21 protein-coding genes are annotated in these 19,875 nt (G+C 61.4%); 5 read left to right on the top strand and 16 right to left on the bottom strand.

Annotation, left to right across the window (positions count from 1 at the left end; all coding sequences use genetic code 11):
• Positions 1-30: 30 nt before the first annotated feature.
• The 3 genes from PSH59_RS06065 to PSH59_RS06055 are packed head-to-tail and all read right to left on the bottom strand — an operon-like array spanning position 31 to position 4,799.
• Positions 31-624: a threonine transporter RhtB gene (locus PSH59_RS06065; protein WP_305394557.1), complete on the bottom strand. Its 594-nt coding sequence runs from the start codon at positions 622-624 to the stop codon at positions 31-33.
• Positions 625-626: 2 nt separating this feature from the next.
• Positions 627-3,692, bottom strand: a complete 3,066-nt coding sequence (locus tag PSH59_RS06060; protein WP_248075916.1) for an efflux RND transporter permease subunit — start codon at positions 3,690-3,692, stop codon at positions 627-629.
• A gap of 6 nt (positions 3,693-3,698) precedes the next feature.
• Positions 3,699-4,799 carry an efflux RND transporter periplasmic adaptor subunit gene (locus PSH59_RS06055; protein ID WP_305394556.1) on the bottom strand — a complete coding sequence of 367 codons (1,101 nt, stop codon included), beginning with the start codon at positions 4,797-4,799 and terminating at the stop codon, positions 3,699-3,701.
• Between the two features lie 93 nt (positions 4,800-4,892).
• On the opposite strand from PSH59_RS06055, the gene PSH59_RS06050 reads away from it, so the two are divergent.
• The gene (locus PSH59_RS06050; protein WP_305394555.1) at positions 4,893-5,528 is read left to right on the top strand and encodes a TetR/AcrR family transcriptional regulator; all 636 of its coding nucleotides are present in this window, start codon (positions 4,893-4,895) and stop codon (positions 5,526-5,528) included.
• A 3-nt stretch (positions 5,529-5,531) separates the two neighbouring features.
• Here PSH59_RS06050 and PSH59_RS06045 read toward each other — a convergent pair whose 3' ends face one another.
• Positions 5,532-6,314 carry a class I SAM-dependent methyltransferase gene (locus PSH59_RS06045; RefSeq protein ID WP_248075908.1) on the bottom strand — a complete coding sequence of 261 codons (783 nt, stop codon included), beginning with the start codon at positions 6,312-6,314 and terminating at the stop codon, positions 5,532-5,534.
• A 96-nt stretch (positions 6,315-6,410) separates the two neighbouring features.
• Here PSH59_RS06045 and PSH59_RS06040 point away from each other — a divergent pair, with 96 nt between their 5' ends.
• Positions 6,411-7,031: an energy transducer TonB gene (locus tag PSH59_RS06040; protein WP_305394554.1), complete on the top strand. Its 621-nt coding sequence runs from the start codon at positions 6,411-6,413 to the stop codon at positions 7,029-7,031.
• Between the two features lie 3 nt (positions 7,032-7,034).
• Here the strand turns inward: PSH59_RS06040 and PSH59_RS06035 are convergent, their stop codons facing one another.
• From PSH59_RS06035 to ppc, 7 genes are all read right to left on the bottom strand, one after another.
• Positions 7,035-7,733: an extensin family protein gene (locus PSH59_RS06035; protein ID WP_305394553.1), complete on the bottom strand. Its 699-nt coding sequence runs from the start codon at positions 7,731-7,733 to the stop codon at positions 7,035-7,037.
• 3 nt (positions 7,734-7,736) lie between these two features.
• The gene (locus tag PSH59_RS06030) at positions 7,737-8,564 is read right to left on the bottom strand and encodes an oxaloacetate decarboxylase (RefSeq protein WP_305394552.1); all 828 of its coding nucleotides are present in this window, start codon (positions 8,562-8,564) and stop codon (positions 7,737-7,739) included.
• A gap of 27 nt (positions 8,565-8,591) precedes the next feature.
• Complete coding sequence (locus PSH59_RS06025; protein ID WP_248075894.1) at positions 8,592-9,452, bottom strand: DUF72 domain-containing protein; 861 nt, start codon at positions 9,450-9,452, stop codon at positions 8,592-8,594.
• The gene (locus tag PSH59_RS06020; protein WP_305394551.1) at positions 9,452-9,742 is read right to left on the bottom strand and encodes a hypothetical protein; all 291 of its coding nucleotides are present in this window, start codon (positions 9,740-9,742) and stop codon (positions 9,452-9,454) included. Before PSH59_RS06020 ends, PSH59_RS06025 begins: the two co-directional genes overlap by 1 nt.
• Positions 9,743-9,902: 160 nt before the next feature.
• The gene (gene tsaB, locus PSH59_RS06015) at positions 9,903-10,589 is read right to left on the bottom strand and encodes a tRNA (adenosine(37)-N6)-threonylcarbamoyltransferase complex dimerization subunit type 1 TsaB (RefSeq protein ID WP_248075889.1); all 687 of its coding nucleotides are present in this window, start codon (positions 10,587-10,589) and stop codon (positions 9,903-9,905) included.
• Between the two features lie 90 nt (positions 10,590-10,679).
• Positions 10,680-11,327 (bottom strand): adenylate kinase, encoded by a 648-nt coding sequence (gene adk / locus PSH59_RS06010; protein WP_248075869.1) that lies wholly within the window; start codon positions 11,325-11,327, stop codon positions 10,680-10,682.
• 295 nt (positions 11,328-11,622) lie between these two features.
• The gene (ppc, locus tag PSH59_RS06005; RefSeq protein WP_305394550.1) at positions 11,623-14,250 is read right to left on the bottom strand and encodes a phosphoenolpyruvate carboxylase; all 2,628 of its coding nucleotides are present in this window, start codon (positions 14,248-14,250) and stop codon (positions 11,623-11,625) included.
• A gap of 183 nt (positions 14,251-14,433) precedes the next feature.
• Here ppc and PSH59_RS06000 point away from each other — a divergent pair, with 183 nt between their 5' ends.
• From PSH59_RS06000 to PSH59_RS05990, 3 genes are all read left to right on the top strand, one after another.
• Entirely contained in the window at positions 14,434-14,778 is a 345-nt protein-coding gene (locus PSH59_RS06000) for a pilin assembly protein (RefSeq protein ID WP_248075862.1), read from the top strand.
• 271 nt (positions 14,779-15,049) lie between these two features.
• Positions 15,050-15,475, top strand: coding sequence for a DUF4398 domain-containing protein (locus PSH59_RS05995; protein WP_248075859.1), 426 nt, complete (start codon positions 15,050-15,052; stop codon positions 15,473-15,475).
• Positions 15,476-15,531: 56 nt separating this feature from the next.
• Complete coding sequence (locus tag PSH59_RS05990) at positions 15,532-16,317, top strand: OmpA family protein (protein WP_248075856.1); 786 nt, start codon at positions 15,532-15,534, stop codon at positions 16,315-16,317.
• A 49-nt stretch (positions 16,318-16,366) separates the two neighbouring features.
• Here the strand turns inward: PSH59_RS05990 and PSH59_RS05985 are convergent, their stop codons facing one another.
• From PSH59_RS05985 to PSH59_RS05965, 5 genes are all read right to left on the bottom strand, one after another.
• Entirely contained in the window at positions 16,367-16,570 is a 204-nt protein-coding gene (locus PSH59_RS05985) for a hypothetical protein (RefSeq protein WP_305394549.1), read from the bottom strand.
• A 119-nt stretch (positions 16,571-16,689) separates the two neighbouring features.
• Positions 16,690-17,016, bottom strand: a complete 327-nt coding sequence (locus tag PSH59_RS05980) for a hypothetical protein (protein WP_003172217.1) — start codon at positions 17,014-17,016, stop codon at positions 16,690-16,692.
• Positions 17,013-17,918: an alpha/beta hydrolase gene (locus PSH59_RS05975; protein WP_305394548.1), complete on the bottom strand. Its 906-nt coding sequence runs from the start codon at positions 17,916-17,918 to the stop codon at positions 17,013-17,015. The genes PSH59_RS05980 and PSH59_RS05975 overlap by 4 nt, the downstream gene beginning before the upstream one ends.
• Before the next feature lie 97 nt (positions 17,919-18,015).
• Complete coding sequence (locus PSH59_RS05970) at positions 18,016-19,293, bottom strand: flavohemoglobin expression-modulating QEGLA motif protein (RefSeq protein ID WP_248075841.1); 1,278 nt, start codon at positions 19,291-19,293, stop codon at positions 18,016-18,018.
• Positions 19,294-19,314: 21 nt separating this feature from the next.
• Positions 19,315-19,863: a hypothetical protein gene (locus PSH59_RS05965; protein ID WP_305394547.1), complete on the bottom strand. Its 549-nt coding sequence runs from the start codon at positions 19,861-19,863 to the stop codon at positions 19,315-19,317.
• Between the last annotated feature and the right edge of the window lie 12 nt (positions 19,864-19,875).

Here is a 19,875-nt window from a genome sequence, read left to right as displayed (position 1 = left end):
ATAAATACGAAATTTGAGACAGGCCCCCTATCAGCCAATCAATGAGTCCGCCAGCCGCCCCATCATCAGCGTCGCGAAGCAACCGATGGCGATCGACGTCGCGCGGTTGATCTTCAAGGGCGTGAGCCAGCCCTTCTGAATCCCTTCAAAGCGACTTCCCAGCAGCACCCAGGCAACCCCGACCGGCACCACCACCAGCGCCAGCGTCCCCATGAACACGAGGTAGCCTTGCAGCGTGGTGAACGCATTGGCCGGTGCGATAAACGAGACGATCAGCACCCCTTTGGGGTTCATGACCGTCATGCAGAAGAAGTAAAAGCCGCTGAAGCGATCCTTGCCCTGGCTGATCTCACTGCTCTTGCGTTGCCACAGCTTGCACGACAGATACAGCAGGTAGGCTGCCGCCGCCAATTGCGTCACCGTCAACGCCCACGGCGAAATCGCTGTCAGATAGCACAACGCCAAACCCCACGCCGACACTTGCAGCACGTAAGCCAGGCATTCTATTGGAACCAGCTTCCACGACGCCCGAAACCCAAACAACACCCCGGCACGAAACAACAGGGTGTTGGTGGGGCCGGGGGCAAGCAGCAGCAACATCAGGGCTGAAACGGTGGCCAACATGGTTACGCGACGTCCTTCCTCACTTTGAACCACGCAGCATACAGTGCCGGCAGAAACAATAGCGTCAAGGCCGTCGCCACAATCAATCCACCCATGATCGCCACCGCCATCGGCCCGAAGAACACGCTGCGTGACAGCGGGATCATCGCCAGTACCGCCGCGAGTGCGGTAAGCACGATCGGGCGGAAGCGTCGGACGGTGGCTTCGATAATGGCTTGCCAAGGCGCAAGGCCGGCTTTGATGTCTTGCTCGATCTGGTCCACCAGGATCACCGAGTTACGCATGATCATGCCCGACAAGGCGATGGTGCCGAGCATCGCCACAAAGCCGAAGGGCTGGCGGAACACCAGCAGGAACAATGTCACACCGATCAAGCCCAGCGGCGCCGTCAGAAACACCATGGCGCTGCGCGAGAAGCTGCGCAGTTGCAGCATCAGCAAGGTCAGCACCACCACGATAAACAGCGGCACACCGGCTTTCACCGAGTTTTGCCCGCGGGCGGAGTCTTCCACGGTGCCGCCGACTTCCAGCAGGTAGCCATCGGGCAACTGGGCACGCACATCCGCGAGCGTCGGCTGGATCTGCTGGACCAGCGTCGCCGGTTGTTCCTTGCCATAGATATCGGCGCGCACGGTCACGGTCGGCAGGCGATTACGGTGCCAGATGATGCCTTCCTCGAAACCGTACTCGAGGGTGGCGATCTGCGACAGGGCGACGCTTTTACCGTTATCGGTCGGCACGGCCAGGCTGGGCAACAGCGACAGTTCGGTGCGCTCATGCACGGTGCCGCGCAAGAGGATCTCGATCAATTCGTTGTCCTCCCGATACTGGCTGACACTGGAGCCGGTCAAGGAGCTTTGGAGGAATTTGGACAGGTTGGCGGTGCTCACGCCCAGCGCCCTCGCGCGGTCCTGGTCAATATTCAAGTAGACGATCTTGCTCGGTTCTTCCCAGTCCAGGTGCACGTTGGCGACGTGGGTGTTTTCGCGCACCTTGGCCGCCACTTTACGCGCCAGGGCGCGGACTTCTTCGATGTGCTCACCGGTCACGCGAAACTGCACCGGGTAACCCACGGGCGGGCCGTTTTCCAGGCGGGTCACGCGCGAACGCAGGTCGGGAAACTGTTCATTGAGGGTTTCGATCAGCCAGGTGCGCAGGCTTTCGCGCTCCTCGATGGTCTTGGCCAGCACCACAAACTGCGCAAAGCTGGCGGCCGGCAGTTGCTGGTCCAGAGGCAGGTAGAACCGTGGCGAACCGGTGCCGACGTAAGCCACATAGTTGTCGATGCCCGCGTGGCCTTTGAGCAAGCCTTCCAAGCGTTTGACCTGGTCGGCGGTGTTGCTCAGGGACGCGCCTTCGGCCAGCTTCAGGTCGACCATCAACTCCAGGCGGCCGGAGGCCGGGAAGAACTGTTGCGGCACAAAGCGGAACAACGCCACCGAGCCGATAAACAGCAGCAAGGTCAGCACGATCACGGTTTTGCGGCGACGCACGCACCACTCCACCAAACGTCTGACGCGCTGGTAGAACGGCGTGCCGTAGGGATCGGGGCCATCCGTGCCGTGTTTGGCGGCATGAATCTTCGCAAGATCGGGTAGGAGTTTTTCTCCCAGATACGGCACAAACACCACCGCAGCAACCCATGAAGCGAGCAGCGCGATGGTCACCACCTGGAAGATCGACCGGGTGTATTCGCCGGTGCTCGATTGCGCGGTGGCAATCGGCAGGAAGCCGGCGGCGGTGATCAGCGTACCGGTGAGCATCGGAAAGGCGGTGCTGGTCCAGGCGAAGCTCGCGGCTTTAAGCCGGTCGTAGCCCTGCTCCATTTTGATCGCCATCATTTCCACGGCAATGATTGCATCGTCCACCAGCAAGCCCAGCGCCAATACCAACGCGCCGAGGGAGATCTTGTGCAGGCCGATGCCCAGGTAATACATGGTGGCGAAGGTCATCGCCAATACCAGCGGAATCGCCAGGGCCACGACCATGCCGGTGCGCACACCCAGGGAGAAGAAGCTCACCAGCAACACAATCGCCAGCGCTTCCGCCAGCACTTGCACGAATTCACCGACGCCGGTTTTCACCGCTGCCGGTTGGTCCGACACCTTGCGCAGCTCCATGCCGGCCGGAAGGTTCTTCTGCAAGCGTGCGAATTCGCCTTCAAGAGCCTTGCCGAGCACGAGGATGTCGCCCCCTTCACGCATGGCCACCGCCAGGCCGATAGCGTCAGCGCCCATGTAACGCATGCGCGGTGCCGGTGGGTCGTTGAAGCCACGGTGGATGTCGGCCACATCGCCGATACGGAAGGTGCGGTCGCCGACACGAATCGGGAAGTTACGGATCTCCTCCACTGTCTTGAAATTACCCGACACGCGCAGCTGCACGCGTTCGCTCGGGGTTTCAAAGAAGCCGGCCGTGGACACCGCGTTCTGCTCCTGCAAGGCCTGCTGCACCGCCGCCAACGGCAAGCCGAGGGTGGCGAGCTTGAGGTTGGACAGCTCGATCCAGATCTTCTCGTCCTGCAGGCCCAGCAGCTCGACCTTGCCCACGTCCGGTACACGTTGCAGTTGAATCTGGATGCGGTCGGCGTAGTCCTTGAGCACGGCGTAGTCAAACCCATCACCGGTCAGGGCGTAGATGTTGCCGAAGGTGGTGCCGAATTCATCGTTGAAAAACGGCCCCTGGATATCCGGCGGCAGCGTTTGGCGGATGTCGCTGATTTTCTTGCGCACCTGGTACCACAGCTCGGGAATCTTCGCCGAATGCATGGAGTCGCGGGCCATGAAGGTGACCTGGGACTCACCGGGCCGCGAGAACGAGACAATGCGTTCGTACTCGCCGGTCTCCATGAGTTTCTTCTCAATGCGTTCGGTGACCTGACGCGACACTTCCTCGGCCGTGGCCCCTGGCCAATTGGTCTTGATCACCATGGCCTTGAAGGTGAACGGCGGATCTTCGCTTTGCCCCAGCTTGGTGTAGGACAACGTGCCGACCACTGCCAGCAGGATCATCAGGAACAGTACGATCTGGCGATTACGCAACGCCCATTCGGAAAGATTGAAACCCATCGGGGACTACTCCTTGGCCGCCAGATTCACCACACGGTTGGAGCGATCCACCGGCCGCACTTGCTGGCCCTCGTGGAGCACATGCACGCCCGCCGCGACTACCCAGTCAGTGGGGGTCAGGCCTTCCAGCACCGGGACGGTTTTTTCGCCGAACGCGCCGATACGCACCGGGACGCGCTTGAGGGTGTTGTCCGACTGCACACGCCAAACGTAGGACGCACCGTTCTCGGCACTCAGGGCCGACAGCGGCACCGACAGCGGAACCACGCCGTCGACCTGGATGAAGACGCGGGCGCTCTGGCCCAACTCCGCCGGGACCTTGCCGCCGGTGAAGGCGACACGGGCAGCGAAGGTGCGCGACTTGGGATCGGCCGCCGGTGACAGCTCACGAATGCGCCCGGAGAAACGCTGATCCGGCTGGCTCCACAATTCCACCGCCACCGGTTGGCCGATCTTGAAGCGACCAAACCCTTGTTCGGGCAGGCTGATCAACACTTCACGCTCGCCATCGGTGGCCAGGGTGAACACGGTTTGGCCGGCTGACACCACTTGGCCGACCTCCACCGCGCGCTTGGCGACCACACCATCCTGCGGCGCACGCAACACGGCGTAACCGGCCTGGTTGCTGGCCACGTCGAATTCAGCCTTGATTTGCTTGAGGCGCGCTTCACCGGATCGGTAGAGATTTTCGGAATTGTCGTACTGAGAACGGCTGACCATCTGACGGTCCATCAGGGTCTTGTAGCGATCCCGCTCGGCACGCACCAGGCTCAGGTTGGCCTCGGCGGCGGCCACTTGCGCACGGGTGGCTTCCAGTTGCAGGCGCACGTCCTGAGGATCGAGTTCCGCCAGCGGTTGATTAGCCTTGACCCGCTCGCCCTCTTCCACCAGCCGCTTGCTGACTTTGCCACCGATGCGAAAGGCCAGGTCAGGTTCATAGCGAGCGCGCACTTCACCGGGGTAACTGTCCGTGGACTGCGCCGAGGGCTGCGGCTGCACCACCATGGCCGGGCGGACGGTGGTCTGGGCCGCTTCTTCATGGCCGCACGCGGCCAACAGAAGGACCAGACCGACAGGCAACGCAAAGGGCAGGAAAGTGCTGCGCATGCTGAAGGACCTTTCGCAAATGGAGCTAGGAATAATTATACTGGCCGGTATGTTATTAATACCAAACTCACCAGTCCAGTATTAAAGGTGAAGATGTCCGACAATCCTGCGAACACCAACAGCCCCGGGCGCCCCAAGGACATGGCAAAACGCCAGGCAATCCTCGAAGCAGCGAAATTTCTGTTTTTGAGCAATGGTTACGCCAACACCAGCATGGATGCCGTGGCCCTCGAGGCCGGCGTATCGAAACTGACCGTCTACAGCCACTTCACCGACAAAGAGACCTTGTTCACCGCTGCCGTAGTGGCCAAGTGCGAAGAACAATTGCCGGTGATGTTCTTCGAGCTGCCCGAAGGTGTGCCCGTGCAAACGGTGTTATTGAACATCGCGCGGGGCTTTCATCGACTGATCAACAGCGAGGAGTCGGTGAACCTGCATCGCCTGATGATGACCACCGGCAATCAGGACGTGAAACTGTCGCAGATCTTCTTCGAAGCCGGGCCCATGCGCATGCTGCAAGGCATGGAGCGCCTGCTGAGTAAGATCGACCAGAGCGGCGCGCTGAGCATCGACAAGCCGTTTACGGCGGCCGAGCACTTCTTTTGCCTGCTCAAGGGCACTGCAAACTTCTGCTTGCTGTATGGCTGCGGCGGGCAACTGAGCGAAGACGCCGCCGAAGCGCATGTACGGGACGTAGTGGGGTTGTTTATGCGGGCCTACAGGCCTTGAACCTCAAGGTTTGAGCGCTTTCTTGGGATAGATGTCATAGCGGCTGGATTTACCATCCAGCGCATGGCTGGGCTTGGGCCCTTCGATGCACGGCGCCTTGCGCGGGCGCTTGACCACCACACGGTGGCTGGCCAGTGCCAGGGCCGCGGCCAGCAAAGCCGGTGCGTCCGGGTCATCGCCGACCAAGGGTCGGAACAGGCGCATTTCCTTCTTCACCAGCGCGGTTTTCTCACGGTGAGGAAACATCGGGTCGAGGTAGATCACCTGGGGCGGCTCGCCTTCCCAATTGAGCATCACGTCGATGGAATTACCCTTGAGCAGTTTCATGCGCGCGACGATCGGCGCCACTTCAAAATCATCCGCACCACGGGCCAGGCCGTCTTCGAGCAAGGCGCCGATCAGCGGCTGGCGTTCGATCAGGCTCATTTCGCAGCCCAGGCTGGCGAGCACGAACGCGTCCTTGCCCAGGCCTGCCGTGGCGTCCAGCACCCGTGGACGCACGCCTTGGGCGATGCCCACGGCCTTGGCGATCATCTGCCCACTGCCGCCACCGTACAGACGGCGATGCGCCGCGCCACCTTCAACGAAGTCCACGCGCACCGGCCCCGGCGCGTCAGGCCCGAGCTGTTGCAGTTGCAGACCGTGCTCACCCACCTGCAGGGAAAACTCCGCCTCCGCGCACTGCAACGGTAAACCGAGCAGCTGCGCCCAATGCTCGGCGCGCGCCTTGAAACCTTCGGCCATGGCCTCGACCTGGATGCGGCTGGCCGCTGGATGTTCGCTCATCAATCGCTACGCTCAAAAATATTAAGGATCGGCAAACCACGGCCGATAAAAACAACAGTCAGGTATTTTGCCAGAGCTGAGCGTCGACCGAAAAAAATGTCAGACATTCTCCCCCTAACCATCGGTGTACTGCCGACCCACAACCACTACGGCCTGCGCAATACCCAAGCGCTGGCCGGGGTGAGCCATGTGTGGCAGGACTTCTTCGCACGGGCTCTGGCCGAGCAGCTCGGCGATGCGCCGCACGCGCTGGCCACCCAGGCGTCGGCACCGATGGACCCGGCGGTAGAACCAGGCGCTGGTGCCGACCTGCTGTCGCAGATCCTCACCCAGCGTGAGTGCGACGTGAAAGATACAGAAATCGCCCCACCCGAGCCGCTGTTCCTGCCCATCGCCGAATTCGAAACCGAGTTGCTGCCACCGGCCGCCACGCCGTTCCCGGACGAAGAGATCGTCGCCCAGCAACGCCAGCAAAACTTCGAAAGCGGTTGGGTACGTCCTATCGTGCTGACCGCCGGCCAGCCGCTGCCAGAGCCGGGCCCGGCACCGCAACCGCGTGCGCTGCACCTGCCGATTGCCGAGTTCGAACTGGACCTGCTGCCACCGCCTGCCACGCCTTACCCGACTGAAGCGCTGCTGGCCCAACAAAAGGCCCTGGACTTCGACTATCACTGGGCACGCCCACTGATCACGCAAAACCTGCGCCTGGCCGCCTGACCCTCAGCGACACACCCACCATCGGCCCATGTCCAAATGGAAGTGGTTGCGGTGCGCGGCGTTGTAGTCCGGGCTCAACACCACGTTGAAATCATCGCAGGCGCTGTCACGCACCTGCCGCAGGAACCGCGCGCTGTCGCCCTGCCCCGGCCAATCCTTGAGCACGCTGATGGTGCGCCCGTCCGCCAGACGAAAGCCGGCGATATCCAGGGCATTGGCCGAGGCATGCTGGCTGAGTCGCCCTTCAGCACGGTTATACATATTTCGGCAGGCAAAGCTGCCCAAGTGATCGACCCGTGTCACCGCTTGGCCAAACACCGCCTGGGCGGCCGGCTGCAGGCTGTGACGCTCGAACAGGGCAAACGCCACGGCCAGCGGGCAACTGGCGAGAAAGCTGCTGCTTAAGCCCACCTGTGCCCCTTGCACCCGCAAGGTGTTGCGCAGCGGGCACGCCGCGTCGACGGCTGTATCCGCCTGATGGCTCACGCGCAGCCCTGAGGTTTGCAGCACCTTATCGCACAACGCCGGGTCATCCTGCAGGCGCCCCAGCTTGTAGCGGGTCAGCAGGTTGGGGCTGGCGCGCACGTCCAGCGGTGCCCAGGGGTTCCACGCATCCGCCAGCGGCAACCAGCCCCGCCATACACCCACGGCACACGCGCCCCCCAGCAGCAGCAACACACCCAGCACTTTGAAAAACCGCACGGTTCAGACCTTGAAGAACTGGTTGGCCTGACTGAACGGCATTTTGCGCTCAGTAAAGGTGAACGTGCCGAGCTCATACACCTCCTGGGCCGCACGATAAAACTCACCGTAAGCGGCCAAGGCCAGAGCCGAGCCGAGGCTGATGCGCCGCACGCCCATCTCGCTGAGCTGCGCGACCGTCAAATTCAAACCGCCGGACATCAGTACATTCACTGGTTTGGGCGCCACTGCCCTGACCACCGCCAACACCTCCTCGGCACTGCGCAAGCCTGGCGCATACAGCACGTCGGCACCGGCTTCGGCGTACGCCTGCAGACGGCGGATGGTGTCGGGCAGATCCAGGCGACCGTGCAGGAGGTTTTCCGCTCGGGCGGTCAAGGTAAAGGCAAATGGCAGGCTGCGGGCCGCAGCCACGGCGGCTTCGACACGCTGAACGGAGAGATCGAACGGGTAGATCGGGTCAACGGCGATCCCCGTGGCATCTTCGATGGAGCCGCCGACAATACCGCTGGCTGCCGCGCCCAGGATGGTTTGGGCGCAGCCTTCTGGGGTGTCGCTGAAGCCGTTTTCCAGGTCGGCTGCCACCGGCAACGGGGTGGCTTGGGCGATCATGGCGGCATTGAGTAACGTGTCTTGCAGGGACAACGCCCCTTCCGCGTCCGGGCGCCCCAGGCTGAACGCATAGCCCGCGCTGGTGGTGGCCAACGCTTCAAAACCCAGGCTGGCAAGCATCACGGCAGACCCTGCGTCCCAAGGGTTAGGCATCACAAACGCGCGGTCGCGCTCGTGCAAGGCCTTGAAGGTTTCGGCGCGAAGGGCTTGGGCATCCATGACTGACTCCTGGCGAGAAAAGGAGCCCTAGAGTAACCCCAGTTGCTGCACTTCGGGTTCTCGGTGCAAGGTCGGCAGTGCCGGCAGGCCAGGCAGGCGGTTCATCAGCTGCGCATGAAAACGCAGGGCCAGTTGGGCGGCCAGGCGGTTATCCGAGGTGTGCAGGAACACGTAGGGCGTGCGGCCCTCTTCGATCCAGCCGGCAATTTTTTCCACCCATGGGATCAGGAACGGATCGTTAGCCTCCAACTCCGGATGGCCGATAAAACGCACTTGTGGAAACAGGGTCAGCGCGGCCGGGCGTGGCGGCACCTTGGGCTTTTTGGATTGAGCATGCAGTACCGCTGCCGAGGTGGATGTGCAACTGAACAGCGCCCGCGGGTCTAGGCAGACCCGCTCAACGCCGCGATCGCGCAGCAAGCGATTGAGCCTGCGCTCGGCGTCGCCCCTGGCGAAGAATTCCGGGTGGCGCACCTCCACGGCCATTGGACGCTCCAGGCCATCGATAAACCCGGCCAGTTCGGCCAGGCGTTGCGGTGAAAAACCCGCCGACAGTTGCAGCCAAAACGGCGAAACACGTTCGCCGAGCGGGCTCATCAACCCGACAAAGCTTTCTGCCGCCGGCAACTGTTCGCGCAAGTCGCCACCATGGCTGATATCACCGGGAAATTTGGCGGTGAAGCGAAAGTCAGCGGGCATGATCTCGGCCCAGCGCTGCACCGTGGCGGCCGAGGGGCGGGCATAAAACGTGGTGTTGCCTTCAACGGCGTTGAAAACCTGGGAATACAGTGCGAGGTAATCGCTGGAACGGGCGTCGGCGGGGTACAGGTACTCGCGCCAGGCGTTTTCACTCCAGGACGGGCAACCGATGAAATAAGGCAGACGCATCAGATGTGGATGTCGAGGCCCAGCACTTCCATATCCCATTCGACAAAGCCGGCGGTGGTCAGGTAGCTGGCCAGGGCGGTGGCAACGCTTTTGCTCATGGAGCGCGGGAAGACCATGTCTTGCTGACGGGCAGGAACACCGCTGATACGTGCTTGGGCGGTGGGCTGCGCATCGGCCTGGACTTCGATGAAGTCCGGCGAATCCTCGACGGAGTCGTCCACCGTGGCGTTCGCCTTGCGTGGCTTACGCTTGATTGGGTACGACTGTGAGGAAAATCCATCAATACGCATAGGCGCGAACTCGCTATCAGTAATGGCATTTTAGTGGCGCTATCCGTAACGCGCAAATGCTCTGGTGATAACTAGAACACATAATTTGAAAAAGGTTTGAAACCGGGGGCAAATTCTGACGATTGGCGACTTTTGCTTCAAATTGCCATCATTTTTGACGTCAAATAATCCCGCGCTCTGCTTTGGTCTGCGCGACTTTATCGCGCAAATAAACCGGCGCTGCCTGGTCAGCAGGAATCGCTTCGCCGCGCTCGAATGCGAAACGCGCCAAGGTCAGCAAGTCTTCGGCGTGAGGCAAGAGCGTGGCGTCCTGGCCGACCAGTTGCACGCCGATGCGCTCACCATAGCCCCAGCCGGTGCCGGCACCGAACCACTCACCGCTGGCATCGTCAGGCAGTACCGACGCCTGCGGCGGCTGCACCGCTTCAACTCCCACCAGGCGCATTTCGCCAGCGGTTTCGCGGTAGCAGCCCCAATAGACCTCATCCATCCGCGCGTCGATCGCCGCGGCGACTTGCGAGGCACCGTGTTCACGTAATGCACGCTGGGCCAGCACGGCAAGGTTGGACACCGGTAACACCGGACGCTCAAGGGCAAATGCCAGGCCTTGCACCACGCCAATGGCGATACGCACACCGGTAAACGCACCGGGGCCACGCCCGAAGGCGATGGCATCGACGGCCGCCAGCGTGGTGCCGGCGTCTTCCAGCAGTTGCTTGATCATCGGCAACAGCTTCTGTGCGTGCAGCCGCGGGATCACCTCGTAGTGGCTGGTTACTTTGCCATCGTGCAGCAAGGCAACGGAGCAAGCTTCGGTCGCGGTGTCCAGGGCCAGCAGGGTGCTCATCGGTGTAGGTGTCCAAGTCGGAAAAAAGTGCGCCAGTATAAACAACAACGGCCCGCAAGCGGGCCGTTGTCAGTGAAGCTGATCGCCGGATTACTTGAGTGCTTCAAGCACCTTGGCAGTAATCGCTTCGACCGAGCCAACGCCAGGGATATGGCTGTACTTCGGCTTGCCCTGGGCAGCGGACAGCTTCTGGTAGAAGTCCACCAGCGGCTTGGTCTGCGAGTGGTAGACCGACAGGCGATGACGCACGGTTTCTTCGGTGTCGTCTTTGCGCTGCACCAGGTCTTCACCGGTGACATCGTCCTTGCCTTCAACCTTCGGCGGGTTGTAGACCACGTGATACACACGGCCCGAACCTTCGTGAACGCGACGGCCGGCGATACGCTGAACGATCTCTTCGTCTTCAACGGCGATTTCGACCACCGCGTCCAACTCGACACCCGCCTTCACCAGGGCTTCGGCCTGGGGAATGGTGCGTGGGAAACCGTCGAACAGGAAACCGTTCTTGCAGTCTTCCTGGCTGATGCGTTCCTTGACCAGGTTGATGATCAGGTCATCGGAGACCAGGCCACCGCTGTCCATCACGCTCTTGGCGATCAGGCCCAGCTCGGTACCGGCCTTGACGGCCGCACGCAGCATGTCGCCGGTGGAGATTTGTGGAATGCCGAATTTTTCAGTGATGAACTTTGCCTGAGTACCTTTACCGGCCCCGGGAGCTCCCAGCAGAATGACGCGCATCGATGTGCTCCTCAATTTTTTATAGAGATGACGCTCGGATTCGCCACGTGGGGGCAAATCCCGTAGAAATATGGCTCGCAAAAATAGGATTCGGGCCGCACAAACGGCCAAAGGCTGATCAAGATACACAGCAGGCCCTAACCACACAAGCCGCCAAAAGTCGCAGGAACCGCGCCCGGCATACGTCATAGGTAGGGGTGTGCCTGAGTGCAACCCGATGCTGTAAACGCCGACCGCCCTGTTGAGGGCGGCCAGCGTGGTTTATCTGCAAGCCTTTGAGAACACGCAAAAAACCTTAGCCGGTGTTGCGCAAACCGGCGGCAATACCGGCCACGGACACCAGCAGCGCCTGTTCCAGAGGGCTGTCCTGCGTCGCTTCCTGGCGACGGGAGCGGGCCAGCAACTCGGCCTGCAACAGGTGCAACGGGTCCAGGTAGGTGTTGCGCAGTCGAATGAACTCCAGGGTGTCAGGGCTATGGGCCAGCAGTTGCGACTGGCCAGTCAGGCCAAGCACCACAGCACAGGCCTGCGACAATAGGTCGCGCAGGTGCGCACCCAATGGAAGCAGGTCCGGCTGCACCAAGCGCTCGTCGTATAAACGCGCGATATCGGCGTCGGCCTTGGCCAGCACCATTTCCAGCATATCGATACGGGTACGGAAGAACGGCCACTGTTCGCGCATCTGCCCCAGCAACTGGCCTTCGCCACGCTCCAGAGCCTTGCTCAATGCCGCTTCCCAACCCAGCCAGGCTGGCAGCATCAAGCGGGTCTGGGTCCAGCCGAAGATCCACGGAATCGCCCTCAGGCTCTCTATCCCCCCAGCCCGGCGCTTGGCCGGGCGACTGCCTAACGGCAAACGCCCCAACTCCTGCTCCGGCGTCGATTGGCGGAAGTACTCGACGAACTGCGGATTTTCCCGCACCACCGCGCGGTAAGCACTGACACCATCGGCGGCCAATTCGTCCATCAAGTGGCGCCAGGCCGGTTGCGGTGGCGGCGGAGGCAACAACGTCGCTTCCAGCACCGCCGCCAGGTAGAGGTTGAGGTTCTGTTCGGCAATATCCGGCAGGCCGAACTTGAAGCGGATCATCTCGCCTTGCTCGGTGGTGCGGAACCGTCCGGCCACCGAACCTGGCGGCTGCGACAAAATCGCCGCGTGGGCCGGGCCACCGCCACGCCCGACGGTGCCGCCGCGACCATGGAACAGCAGCAGTTCGACCTGTTGCTCACGGCAGATATCCACCAAGCGCTCCTGGGCACGGTATTGCGCCCAGGCAGCCGCCGTGGTGCCGGCGTCCTTGGCCGAGTCGGAGTAGCCGATCATCACTTCCTGCGGGCCCTGCAACCGCGCGCGGTAGCCCGGCAGCAGCAACAGTTGCTCGATCACAGGACCGGCGTTATCCAAGTCGGCGAGAGTTTCGAACAGCGGGACCACCCGCATCGGCCGCTGTACGCCCGACTCTTTAAGCAACAGTTGCACCGCGAGCACGTCCGACGCAGCCCCCGCCATGGAGATGACGTAAGACCCCAATGAAGCGGCCGGTGCGGCGGCGACTTCCTTACAGGTGTTGAGCACCTCGGCGGTGTCTGCCGACGGCTTGAAGTACCCCGGCAGCAACGGTCGACGGTTGGCCAGTTCCTTGATCAGGAAGCTGATGCGCGTCTCTTCGCTCCAGTCCTCGTAACGGCCCAGGCCCAGGTAATCGGTGATTTCGGTCATGGCCGCCGAATGACGACTGGAATCCTGGCGCACATCCAGGCGCACCAGGAACAAACCAAAGGTCACGGCCCGGCGCAGGCAATCGAGCAACGGGCCGTCGGCGATCACGCCCATGCCGCACTCATGCAGCGACTGGTAACACAGCTCCAGCGGCTCCAGCAGGTCGCGGTTGTTCTGCAGCACCTCGGCCGGCGCGGGCGTGCTGCTGCTCAACGCGCTATGGGCCCACTGGCGCGTGGCGCGCAGGCGTTCGCGCAATTGCTTGAGCAAGGCGCGGTAGGGTTCGACACTGTCACCGACCTTGCCCTGCAACGCCGGGCTGGCCTTTTGCATCGACAGCTCGGAGGCCAAATGGTCGATGTCACGCAGGTACAAGTCAGCCGCCATCCAGCGCGCCAGCAGCAGCACTTCACGGGTGACCGGCGCGGTGACATTCGGGTTGCCGTCGCGGTCGCCGCCCATCCAGGACGCAAACCGAATTGGCGCCGCCTCAAGCGGCAGACGCAGGCCGGTGGCGGCGTGCAAGGCCTGGTCGGCCTTGCGCAGATAATTGGGAATGGCGTGCCACAGCGAATGCTCGATGACCGCAAAGCCCCACTTGGCCTCGTCCACCGGGGTCGGCCGAGTGCGACGGATTTCTTCGGTGTGCCAGGCTTCAGCGATCAAGCGTTGCAGGCGTTGGCGGATCTGCTCGCGCTCAGCGGTGGTGAGGTCGCGGTGATCCTGCAGCGCCAGTTGCGCGGCGATGGCGTCGTACTTCTGGATCAGCGTGCGGCGCGCCACTTCGGTGGGGTGAGCGGTGAGGACCAGCTCAATCTCCAGGCGCCCCAATTGACGGGCCAGGGACTCGTTGCTGTGACCTTCGCTTTGCAGGCGGGCAAGCAGCTCGGGCAACACGCGCGACTCGAAAGGCGCCGGTTGCGACTCATCGCGACGGTGAATCAACTGGTACTGTTCGGCGATATTGGCCAGGTTGAGGAACTGGTTGAATGCACGGGCCACGGGCAGCAGTTCGTCTTCCTGCAACTGGTTGAGGCTGGCGCTCAGTTCATCGCCGGCGCCGCGGCGGTCGGCCTTGGCGCCTTTGCGGATCTGCTCGATCTTGTCGAGAAAATCATCGCCGTACTGCTCTCGAATCGTATTACCCAGCAGTTCACCCAGCAGGTGAACATCCTCACGCAAGCGTGCATCGATATCACTCATCAGCCAATCTCCAGCCAGAAATCCGGGACGCGCAGGCCTGCCAGAGTGCCGCTGACAGCGTTTTATGACAAGACTTTAAACCTTGTGACTTGCAGCTAGTCTCATGGTTAGTCGTCGCGTTTATCCACGCAGGCGACGGCTCACTCATCACCGCCCACTACCGTGGGTTCTATTGAGGTTGCCATGAAAATTCGAGAACTGGCCCAGCACTGGGAAGAGAACGCCACAGGGCGTCTGACAAAGACCGAATACGCCATCCACCTGGATGTCGAAGCGGCCGCACGGCTGGCGGCCATCGCCGAAATGTACCCCAAGCGCCACCCCGAGGAACTGCTCGGCGAGCTGATCGGGGCTGCCCTTGAAGAGCTGGAAGCCAGTTTTCCGTATATCAAGGGCCAGCAGGTGATCGCCACCGATGAAGAGGGCGACCCGCTGTACGAAGACGTCGGCCCTACCCCGCGCTTTCTCACGTTGTCCCGCCGCTACCTGCACGATTTATCGACCGGCGTCGACAAACCCAAGCACTGATACCCCCATAAATCCCCCTGTACGCTGAGCCTCCCAAAGGTCCGGCGTACCGTTGCGCGCAGCAAAAGTTCCAAATTTTCAGGCTGACCATTCAGTCAGTTATTTTTTTAGGCAAATAGCCATCTTCGCTGAACTATTCAAAAAAGCCGCCGGTCACACCAAGTAAGCCATCACTTGGAACAGCCGTTTGAATCGGTGCCATGCGCTAACCGCCAGGCCCGCCACCGCTGACCACCTACGATGGATGTTGAAGTTTTTCAGGAGTTATCCAATGGAGTTGAAGACGATGAAGACCAGCACTGCCAAATCCACGTTTAACCACTTGCGCGGGCTTAAATTGGCCGCGCTGGCAATCGGCACCAGCTTCGTTCTGGCTGGCTGCGCCGGCAATCCTCCGACCGAGCAATACGCGGTCACGCAGTCTGCGGTGAACAGCGCTGTGAGCGCCGGCGGCACCGAGTATGCGGCTGTGGAAATGAAGTCGGCGCAGGACAAGCTCAAGCAAGCTGAAATCGCCATGCACGACAAGAACTACGAAGAGGCCCGTCGCCTGGCCGAACAAGCCGAGTGGGACGCCCGCGTTGCAGAGCGCAAGGCCCAGGCCGCCAAGGCTGAGCAGGCGGTGAAGGATTCTCAGAAGGCCGTTGATGAGTTGCGCAAGGAAGGCATGCGCCCGGCTGCTATCCAGCAGAAATAAGCCGCCGCCCCTTGACTGCATCGCACCTGATATCGAATTGAAAGGACGACACGACTATGCGTAAACAATTGATGATCCCTGCCCTGCTGGCGATGAGCGTTGCCCTGGCGGCCTGCTCCACGCCACCCAACGCGAACCTGGAAAATGCACGGACCAACTTCTCGGCCCTGCAATCGAACCCTAACGCCACGAAAGTAGCGGCCCTGGAAACCAAGGACGCGCAAGACTGGCTGGACAAGGCTGACAAAGCCTACCGCGACAAGGAAGACCAGAAGAAGGTCGACCAACTGGCCTACCTGACCAACCAGCGCGTTGAAGTGGCCAAAGACACCATCGCGCTGCGCGAATCCGAAGCCAAGCTGAAAAATGCCGGCGACGAACGTGCCCGTGCCTTGCTGGACGCCCGTGACGCGCAGATCAAGCAACTGCAAGACAGCCTGAACGCCAAGCAAACCGATCGCGGTACGCTGGTGACCTTTGGTGATGTGCTGTTTGCCACTAACAAGGCCGACCTGAAATCCAGCGGCCTGGTTAACATCAACAAACTGGCGCAGTTCCTCCAGGAAAACCCGGATCGCCAGGTAATCGTTGAAGGCTACACCGACAGCACCGGCAGCGACGCCTACAACCAGAGCCTGTCCGAGCGCCGTGCCGCTTCGGTACAAGTGGCGCTGATCAAGATGGGCGTCGATCCACGCCGCATCGTGACCACCGGCTACGGCAAGGAATACCCGGTTGCCGACAACGGCAGCGTGTCGGGCCGTGCGATGAACCGCCGCGTTGAAGTGACCATCTCCAACGACAACCAGCCGGTCAAACCACGTTCGTCCATGACGAATTGATTGATCGAAGCTGAAAAAAACCCACCTCACGGTGGGTTTTTTTTGCCTGTCAGGCGTCGATCTTACGACCGTTGTCACTGTCCGGCAGCATCGCCTCAAGACCTTTGCGTCCCGCGAACATCTGCTTGATCTGATCCTCATCAAGCTGACTGCCGCAATCCCCTGAACCCTCGCGACACTGAGCGGTTTCCCGCTCCAGACGCTCGTGGCCCCGGGCCATGCCAAGCATTTTGCCTATAGCACTAATATCCATCTTCTCTCTCCAGCGTTCCGTATTCGTAAGGTGTGTGTGAGTCACACCGACAAGTCAGTCAGTGGCGACTTACGAATAACGGTTCCAGAAATTCCAAGCGAACGGATGCAATGAAAGCGCTATTGCTGCAATTGCGGCGTTTCCTGCCCCATGCAGCGCACCGCTTGCTTCTTGTTGTTCACCAGCACGCCGCTCAGACCCTTTTGCTCGGTGTCAAACATCACCAGCACACCATCGACGCACTGCGCCACCTGGGCCGCCGGGGTCAGGGAGATCTTGTAGTCCTCACCGGGTACGGTCTTGAGCATGGTGAAGTCGCTGAGCAGCAAGGCGTCTTCCGGTTTGGCGAAGTGCAGGTAGCCGTAGTACCACAGGCAGCCGACGGTGCCGATGATGGTGCCGATGCCAGTGAGGATCAGCGGGATCATGTTGCGTTCTTCGCTCATTGCGGGCTCTCTGATGAATCGACTTTAGGAAGTGGGTAATTCGGAATTTCGCCCAGACGCCGCAGGCCATTGAAGTGCTGCGGATCGTCCAGATAGCGCAGCATCACGGTTTGCCAGGTCTTGTCGGCAAAGGTCTGCACATGTCCGCCCCGGGTCAACTGCAGCACCCGAGGTGGCGGCGCGGCCTTGTACAGGCGGATGCCGTTGGCCAGGGGCACAATCGGATCATCCAGGCTATGGAACAGCAGTTTCGGCACGCCGGTCAGTTGGGGCATGGCATTGATTGCACTGTCACTGTCGGGCACCAGCCAGGACAAGGGCACCTGAAACGGCCATGTTAACCAGGAGGTGCTGAGGGCGAATTGTCCTACGTCACGATAACTGGCAGGCACGCCGTCGAGCACCAGCGCCTTGAGCCTGGCCTGCCGCGCCGGGTGTTCGGCCAGGTAGTGCATGGCCAGCGCCCCCCCCAGGCTTTGACCCAACACGATCAGCGGCTGGCCCTGGGCTTCGGGGGCGCTGTCGATCCAGCTGAAGGCCGCATCCACGTCCTGATAAATCGCCGGCAATGACGGTTTGCCCTGCGACAGCCCGTAGCCGCGATAGTCCAGCAGCAGCACTTGATAACCCTGTTCGGGCAGCCACCAACTGCCGCCCAGATGCCAGGCCAGGTTGCCGCCGTTGCCATGCAGGTGCAGCACCGTACCTTTGAGCGGCACGCCGGCCTTGGCCGGCAGCCACCAGGCGTGCAGCTTCACGCCATCGGCGGTGGTGAGGGTGACGTCGCGGTACGCCAGCCGGGCTTTTTCCGGGGTGAACGGCAGGCCAGGTTCGGGGTAGAACAGCAGCGAGCTGCAACCGTTCAAAGTGAGTAGCAGGCACAGAATGCCGAGGATTCTCATCCGTTGAAGCCTCGTAATTGAGTTGAAATCTGCAGATTCATGAGGGGAGCGGGCTTGCTCGCTCCCACACATTGACCCGGTTCCTTCAGCAAATCCCCTAAAGGATATTCGAGTAATCCGCCTCGATCCGATCCAGGCTCAGGTGGTTGAGGAAGTTGGAGAAACACATCCACGCCGCCAGTGCGTTCATGTCGCGGAACTGCTCGGGCAGGTACTTGGGCGGCACCACCAGGCCTTCATCGACCAATTGGCGCAGGGTGCGCATGTCTTCCAGGGTGGTCTTGCCGCAGAACAGCAGCGGCACTTGTTCCAGCTTGCCCTTTCGAACGGCCAGCTGGATGTAGTTGTAGACCATGATAAAGCCCTTGAGGTAGGACAAATCCTTGGTAAACGGCAGGCCATTGGGCACCGAACCGCGAAATACCCGGCTGGCGTTGCCATAGCTTTCAGCCATTTCAAAGCCCTGCTCACGGAAGAACTCGAACACCTGCAAGAAATCGGCGCCCTCCTCCACCATATGAATAGCGCGGGTGCGGTTGGTCAGTTTGCGCAGGCGACTGGGGTAGGAGGCAAAGGTGATGATCTCCATCAGAATCGCCAGGCCTTCCTGGGTCACGGTGGACGAGGGTGGACCCTTGGACAGAAAGGTGCAGATCGGCTGGTTCTGGCCATTGAGGGTGGTGCCGACGTGGACCAGGCCTTCGTGCACTTCCAGGGCGCGTACGTCACGGCTGTTGAACATCGCGTCGGCGCGGATCTTGATGTAGTCGGCACCGGCCGCAGCATCGGCGACGATCCCGTCGGACTCGAACACGCGGATGGTTTCTTCCGCCTCGCCAAACACCTTGTTCAAGCGGGTTTGCAGCAGCGCGACGGCGTCCTTGGCGGTAAGGGTCTTGGCCTCGTCCTTAAGGTCGCCACGGCCGTCGATATTGTTCAGGTAGTCGGAGAGCATCAGGCCCAGGTCGGCCAGGGTCGGGTCGCCGGCGTGGAAGGCGTCGGAGGCGGCGCCGTAGAGCTCTTGGGAGATCAGGCCGAAATCCTCGGTGCCACGGGCTTCGAGCATGCGCACCACCATGCGGTATTCACGGCACATGCGGCGCATGATCTGCCCCACCGGGCTGAACTGGCCGAGGCGGCGGGTGATGTCACGCTCGATGTTCTGGAACTCCAGCTTGACTGCACTGGAATCGAACGACAGCGGCCGGTTCAGGTAGTAGTCGCGGTCCACGGCAGGCATCGCCTTGCCCTTGGCCTTGAGGAACCCTTGACGAATGTTCTCGTCCCACTTCACAGCGTCAAGGACGCGAATCGGTGTTTGTGCCAGCACAATGCGATCGGACAGGCTGCGTATCGTCTGCTGGTAATCGTCCACCGGGGCTTCCTTCTTTAAACGTTATTTGCCCGCGCGCCGGTAGCGCACGGCTTCAACGAACACATCGGCATTGGCCGGGTTATCCAGGTAAGCAAACACCTGGTCCATGGGGCTGTCCAGCAACACGCCGTCGCCTTCGACCGTCTCTACGGCGTGGCCCTGCAACAGCTGTTGGCCGATGGCCTGGCGGATCTGTTCCAGGTCGAGGGTGTAGACCACCAATTCATGCTTTTCGTCGAACTCAAACCCGGCCAGGATAAAATGCCCGCCGAACCTGACCGGTAACGGCGCCGACAAGTACCAACGGTTGCCATGGCGCGACACCGTGAGCAGGTATTCATCGCGCTGGCGCGGCGTGGCTTCAGGGTAGCTCACGGCTTTGTAACGGTGCTTACCCACACGGGTGATGCGCAGGTTGAGCGGCTCCCCCCAGGCATTCTTGCTGGCCCAGCGGCCCAGCAGTTCACTTGGCGCCGCCTCAGGGTTCGCCAGCGGCTCCTTGAACGTCACCAGGCAACCGCCCAGCAGCAGGAACGACAAGGCGATCAGCGCGACACGCCAGGTTTTCATCGGACCTCCCCC

The organism is Pseudomonas sp. FP2309, from assembly GCF_030687575.1.
In the GTDB taxonomy this organism is placed as follows: domain Bacteria; phylum Pseudomonadota; class Gammaproteobacteria; order Pseudomonadales; family Pseudomonadaceae; genus Aquipseudomonas.
The sequence above is the reverse complement of the archived record's forward strand: the minus strand, read 5'-3'. Positions and strand labels throughout refer to the sequence as shown.

Coding starts and splice junctions, on each gene's coding strand:
- tsaB (WP_248075889.1), bottom strand. CDS start 10,589: ATGAGCACCCTGCTGGCCCTGGACACCGCGACCGAAGCTTGCTCCGTT.
- PSH59_RS06025 (WP_248075894.1), bottom strand. CDS start 9,452: ATGCGTCTGCCTTATTTCATCGGTTGCCCGTCCTGGAGTGAAAACGCC.
- PSH59_RS06000 (WP_248075862.1), top strand. CDS start 14,434: ATGAAAATTCGAGAACTGGCCCAGCACTGGGAAGAGAACGCCACAGGG.
- PSH59_RS06040 (WP_305394554.1), top strand. CDS start 6,411: ATGTCAGACATTCTCCCCCTAACCATCGGTGTACTGCCGACCCACAAC.
- PSH59_RS05985 (WP_305394549.1), bottom strand. CDS start 16,570: ATGGATATTAGTGCTATAGGCAAAATGCTTGGCATGGCCCGGGGCCAC.
- PSH59_RS05975 (WP_305394548.1), bottom strand. CDS start 17,918: ATGAGAATCCTCGGCATTCTGTGCCTGCTACTCACTTTGAACGGTTGC.
- PSH59_RS06060 (WP_248075916.1), bottom strand. CDS start 3,692: ATGGGTTTCAATCTTTCCGAATGGGCGTTGCGTAATCGCCAGATCGTA.
- PSH59_RS06055 (WP_305394556.1), bottom strand. CDS start 4,799: ATGCGCAGCACTTTCCTGCCCTTTGCGTTGCCTGTCGGTCTGGTCCTT.
- PSH59_RS06050 (WP_305394555.1), top strand. CDS start 4,893: ATGTCCGACAATCCTGCGAACACCAACAGCCCCGGGCGCCCCAAGGAC.
- PSH59_RS06030 (WP_305394552.1), bottom strand. CDS start 8,564: ATGGATGCCCAAGCCCTTCGCGCCGAAACCTTCAAGGCCTTGCACGAG.
- adk (WP_248075869.1), bottom strand. CDS start 11,327: ATGCGCGTCATTCTGCTGGGAGCTCCCGGGGCCGGTAAAGGTACTCAG.
- PSH59_RS05995 (WP_248075859.1), top strand. CDS start 15,050: ATGGAGTTGAAGACGATGAAGACCAGCACTGCCAAATCCACGTTTAAC.
- PSH59_RS06045 (WP_248075908.1), bottom strand. CDS start 6,314: ATGAGCGAACATCCAGCGGCCAGCCGCATCCAGGTCGAGGCCATGGCC.
- PSH59_RS05990 (WP_248075856.1), top strand. CDS start 15,532: ATGCGTAAACAATTGATGATCCCTGCCCTGCTGGCGATGAGCGTTGCC.
- PSH59_RS06020 (WP_305394551.1), bottom strand. CDS start 9,742: ATGCGTATTGATGGATTTTCCTCACAGTCGTACCCAATCAAGCGTAAG.
- PSH59_RS06065 (WP_305394557.1), bottom strand. CDS start 624: ATGTTGGCCACCGTTTCAGCCCTGATGTTGCTGCTGCTTGCCCCCGGC.
- PSH59_RS05980 (WP_003172217.1), bottom strand. CDS start 17,016: ATGAGCGAAGAACGCAACATGATCCCGCTGATCCTCACTGGCATCGGC.
- PSH59_RS05965 (WP_305394547.1), bottom strand. CDS start 19,863: ATGAAAACCTGGCGTGTCGCGCTGATCGCCTTGTCGTTCCTGCTGCTG.
- ppc (WP_305394550.1), bottom strand. CDS start 14,250: ATGAGTGATATCGATGCACGCTTGCGTGAGGATGTTCACCTGCTGGGT.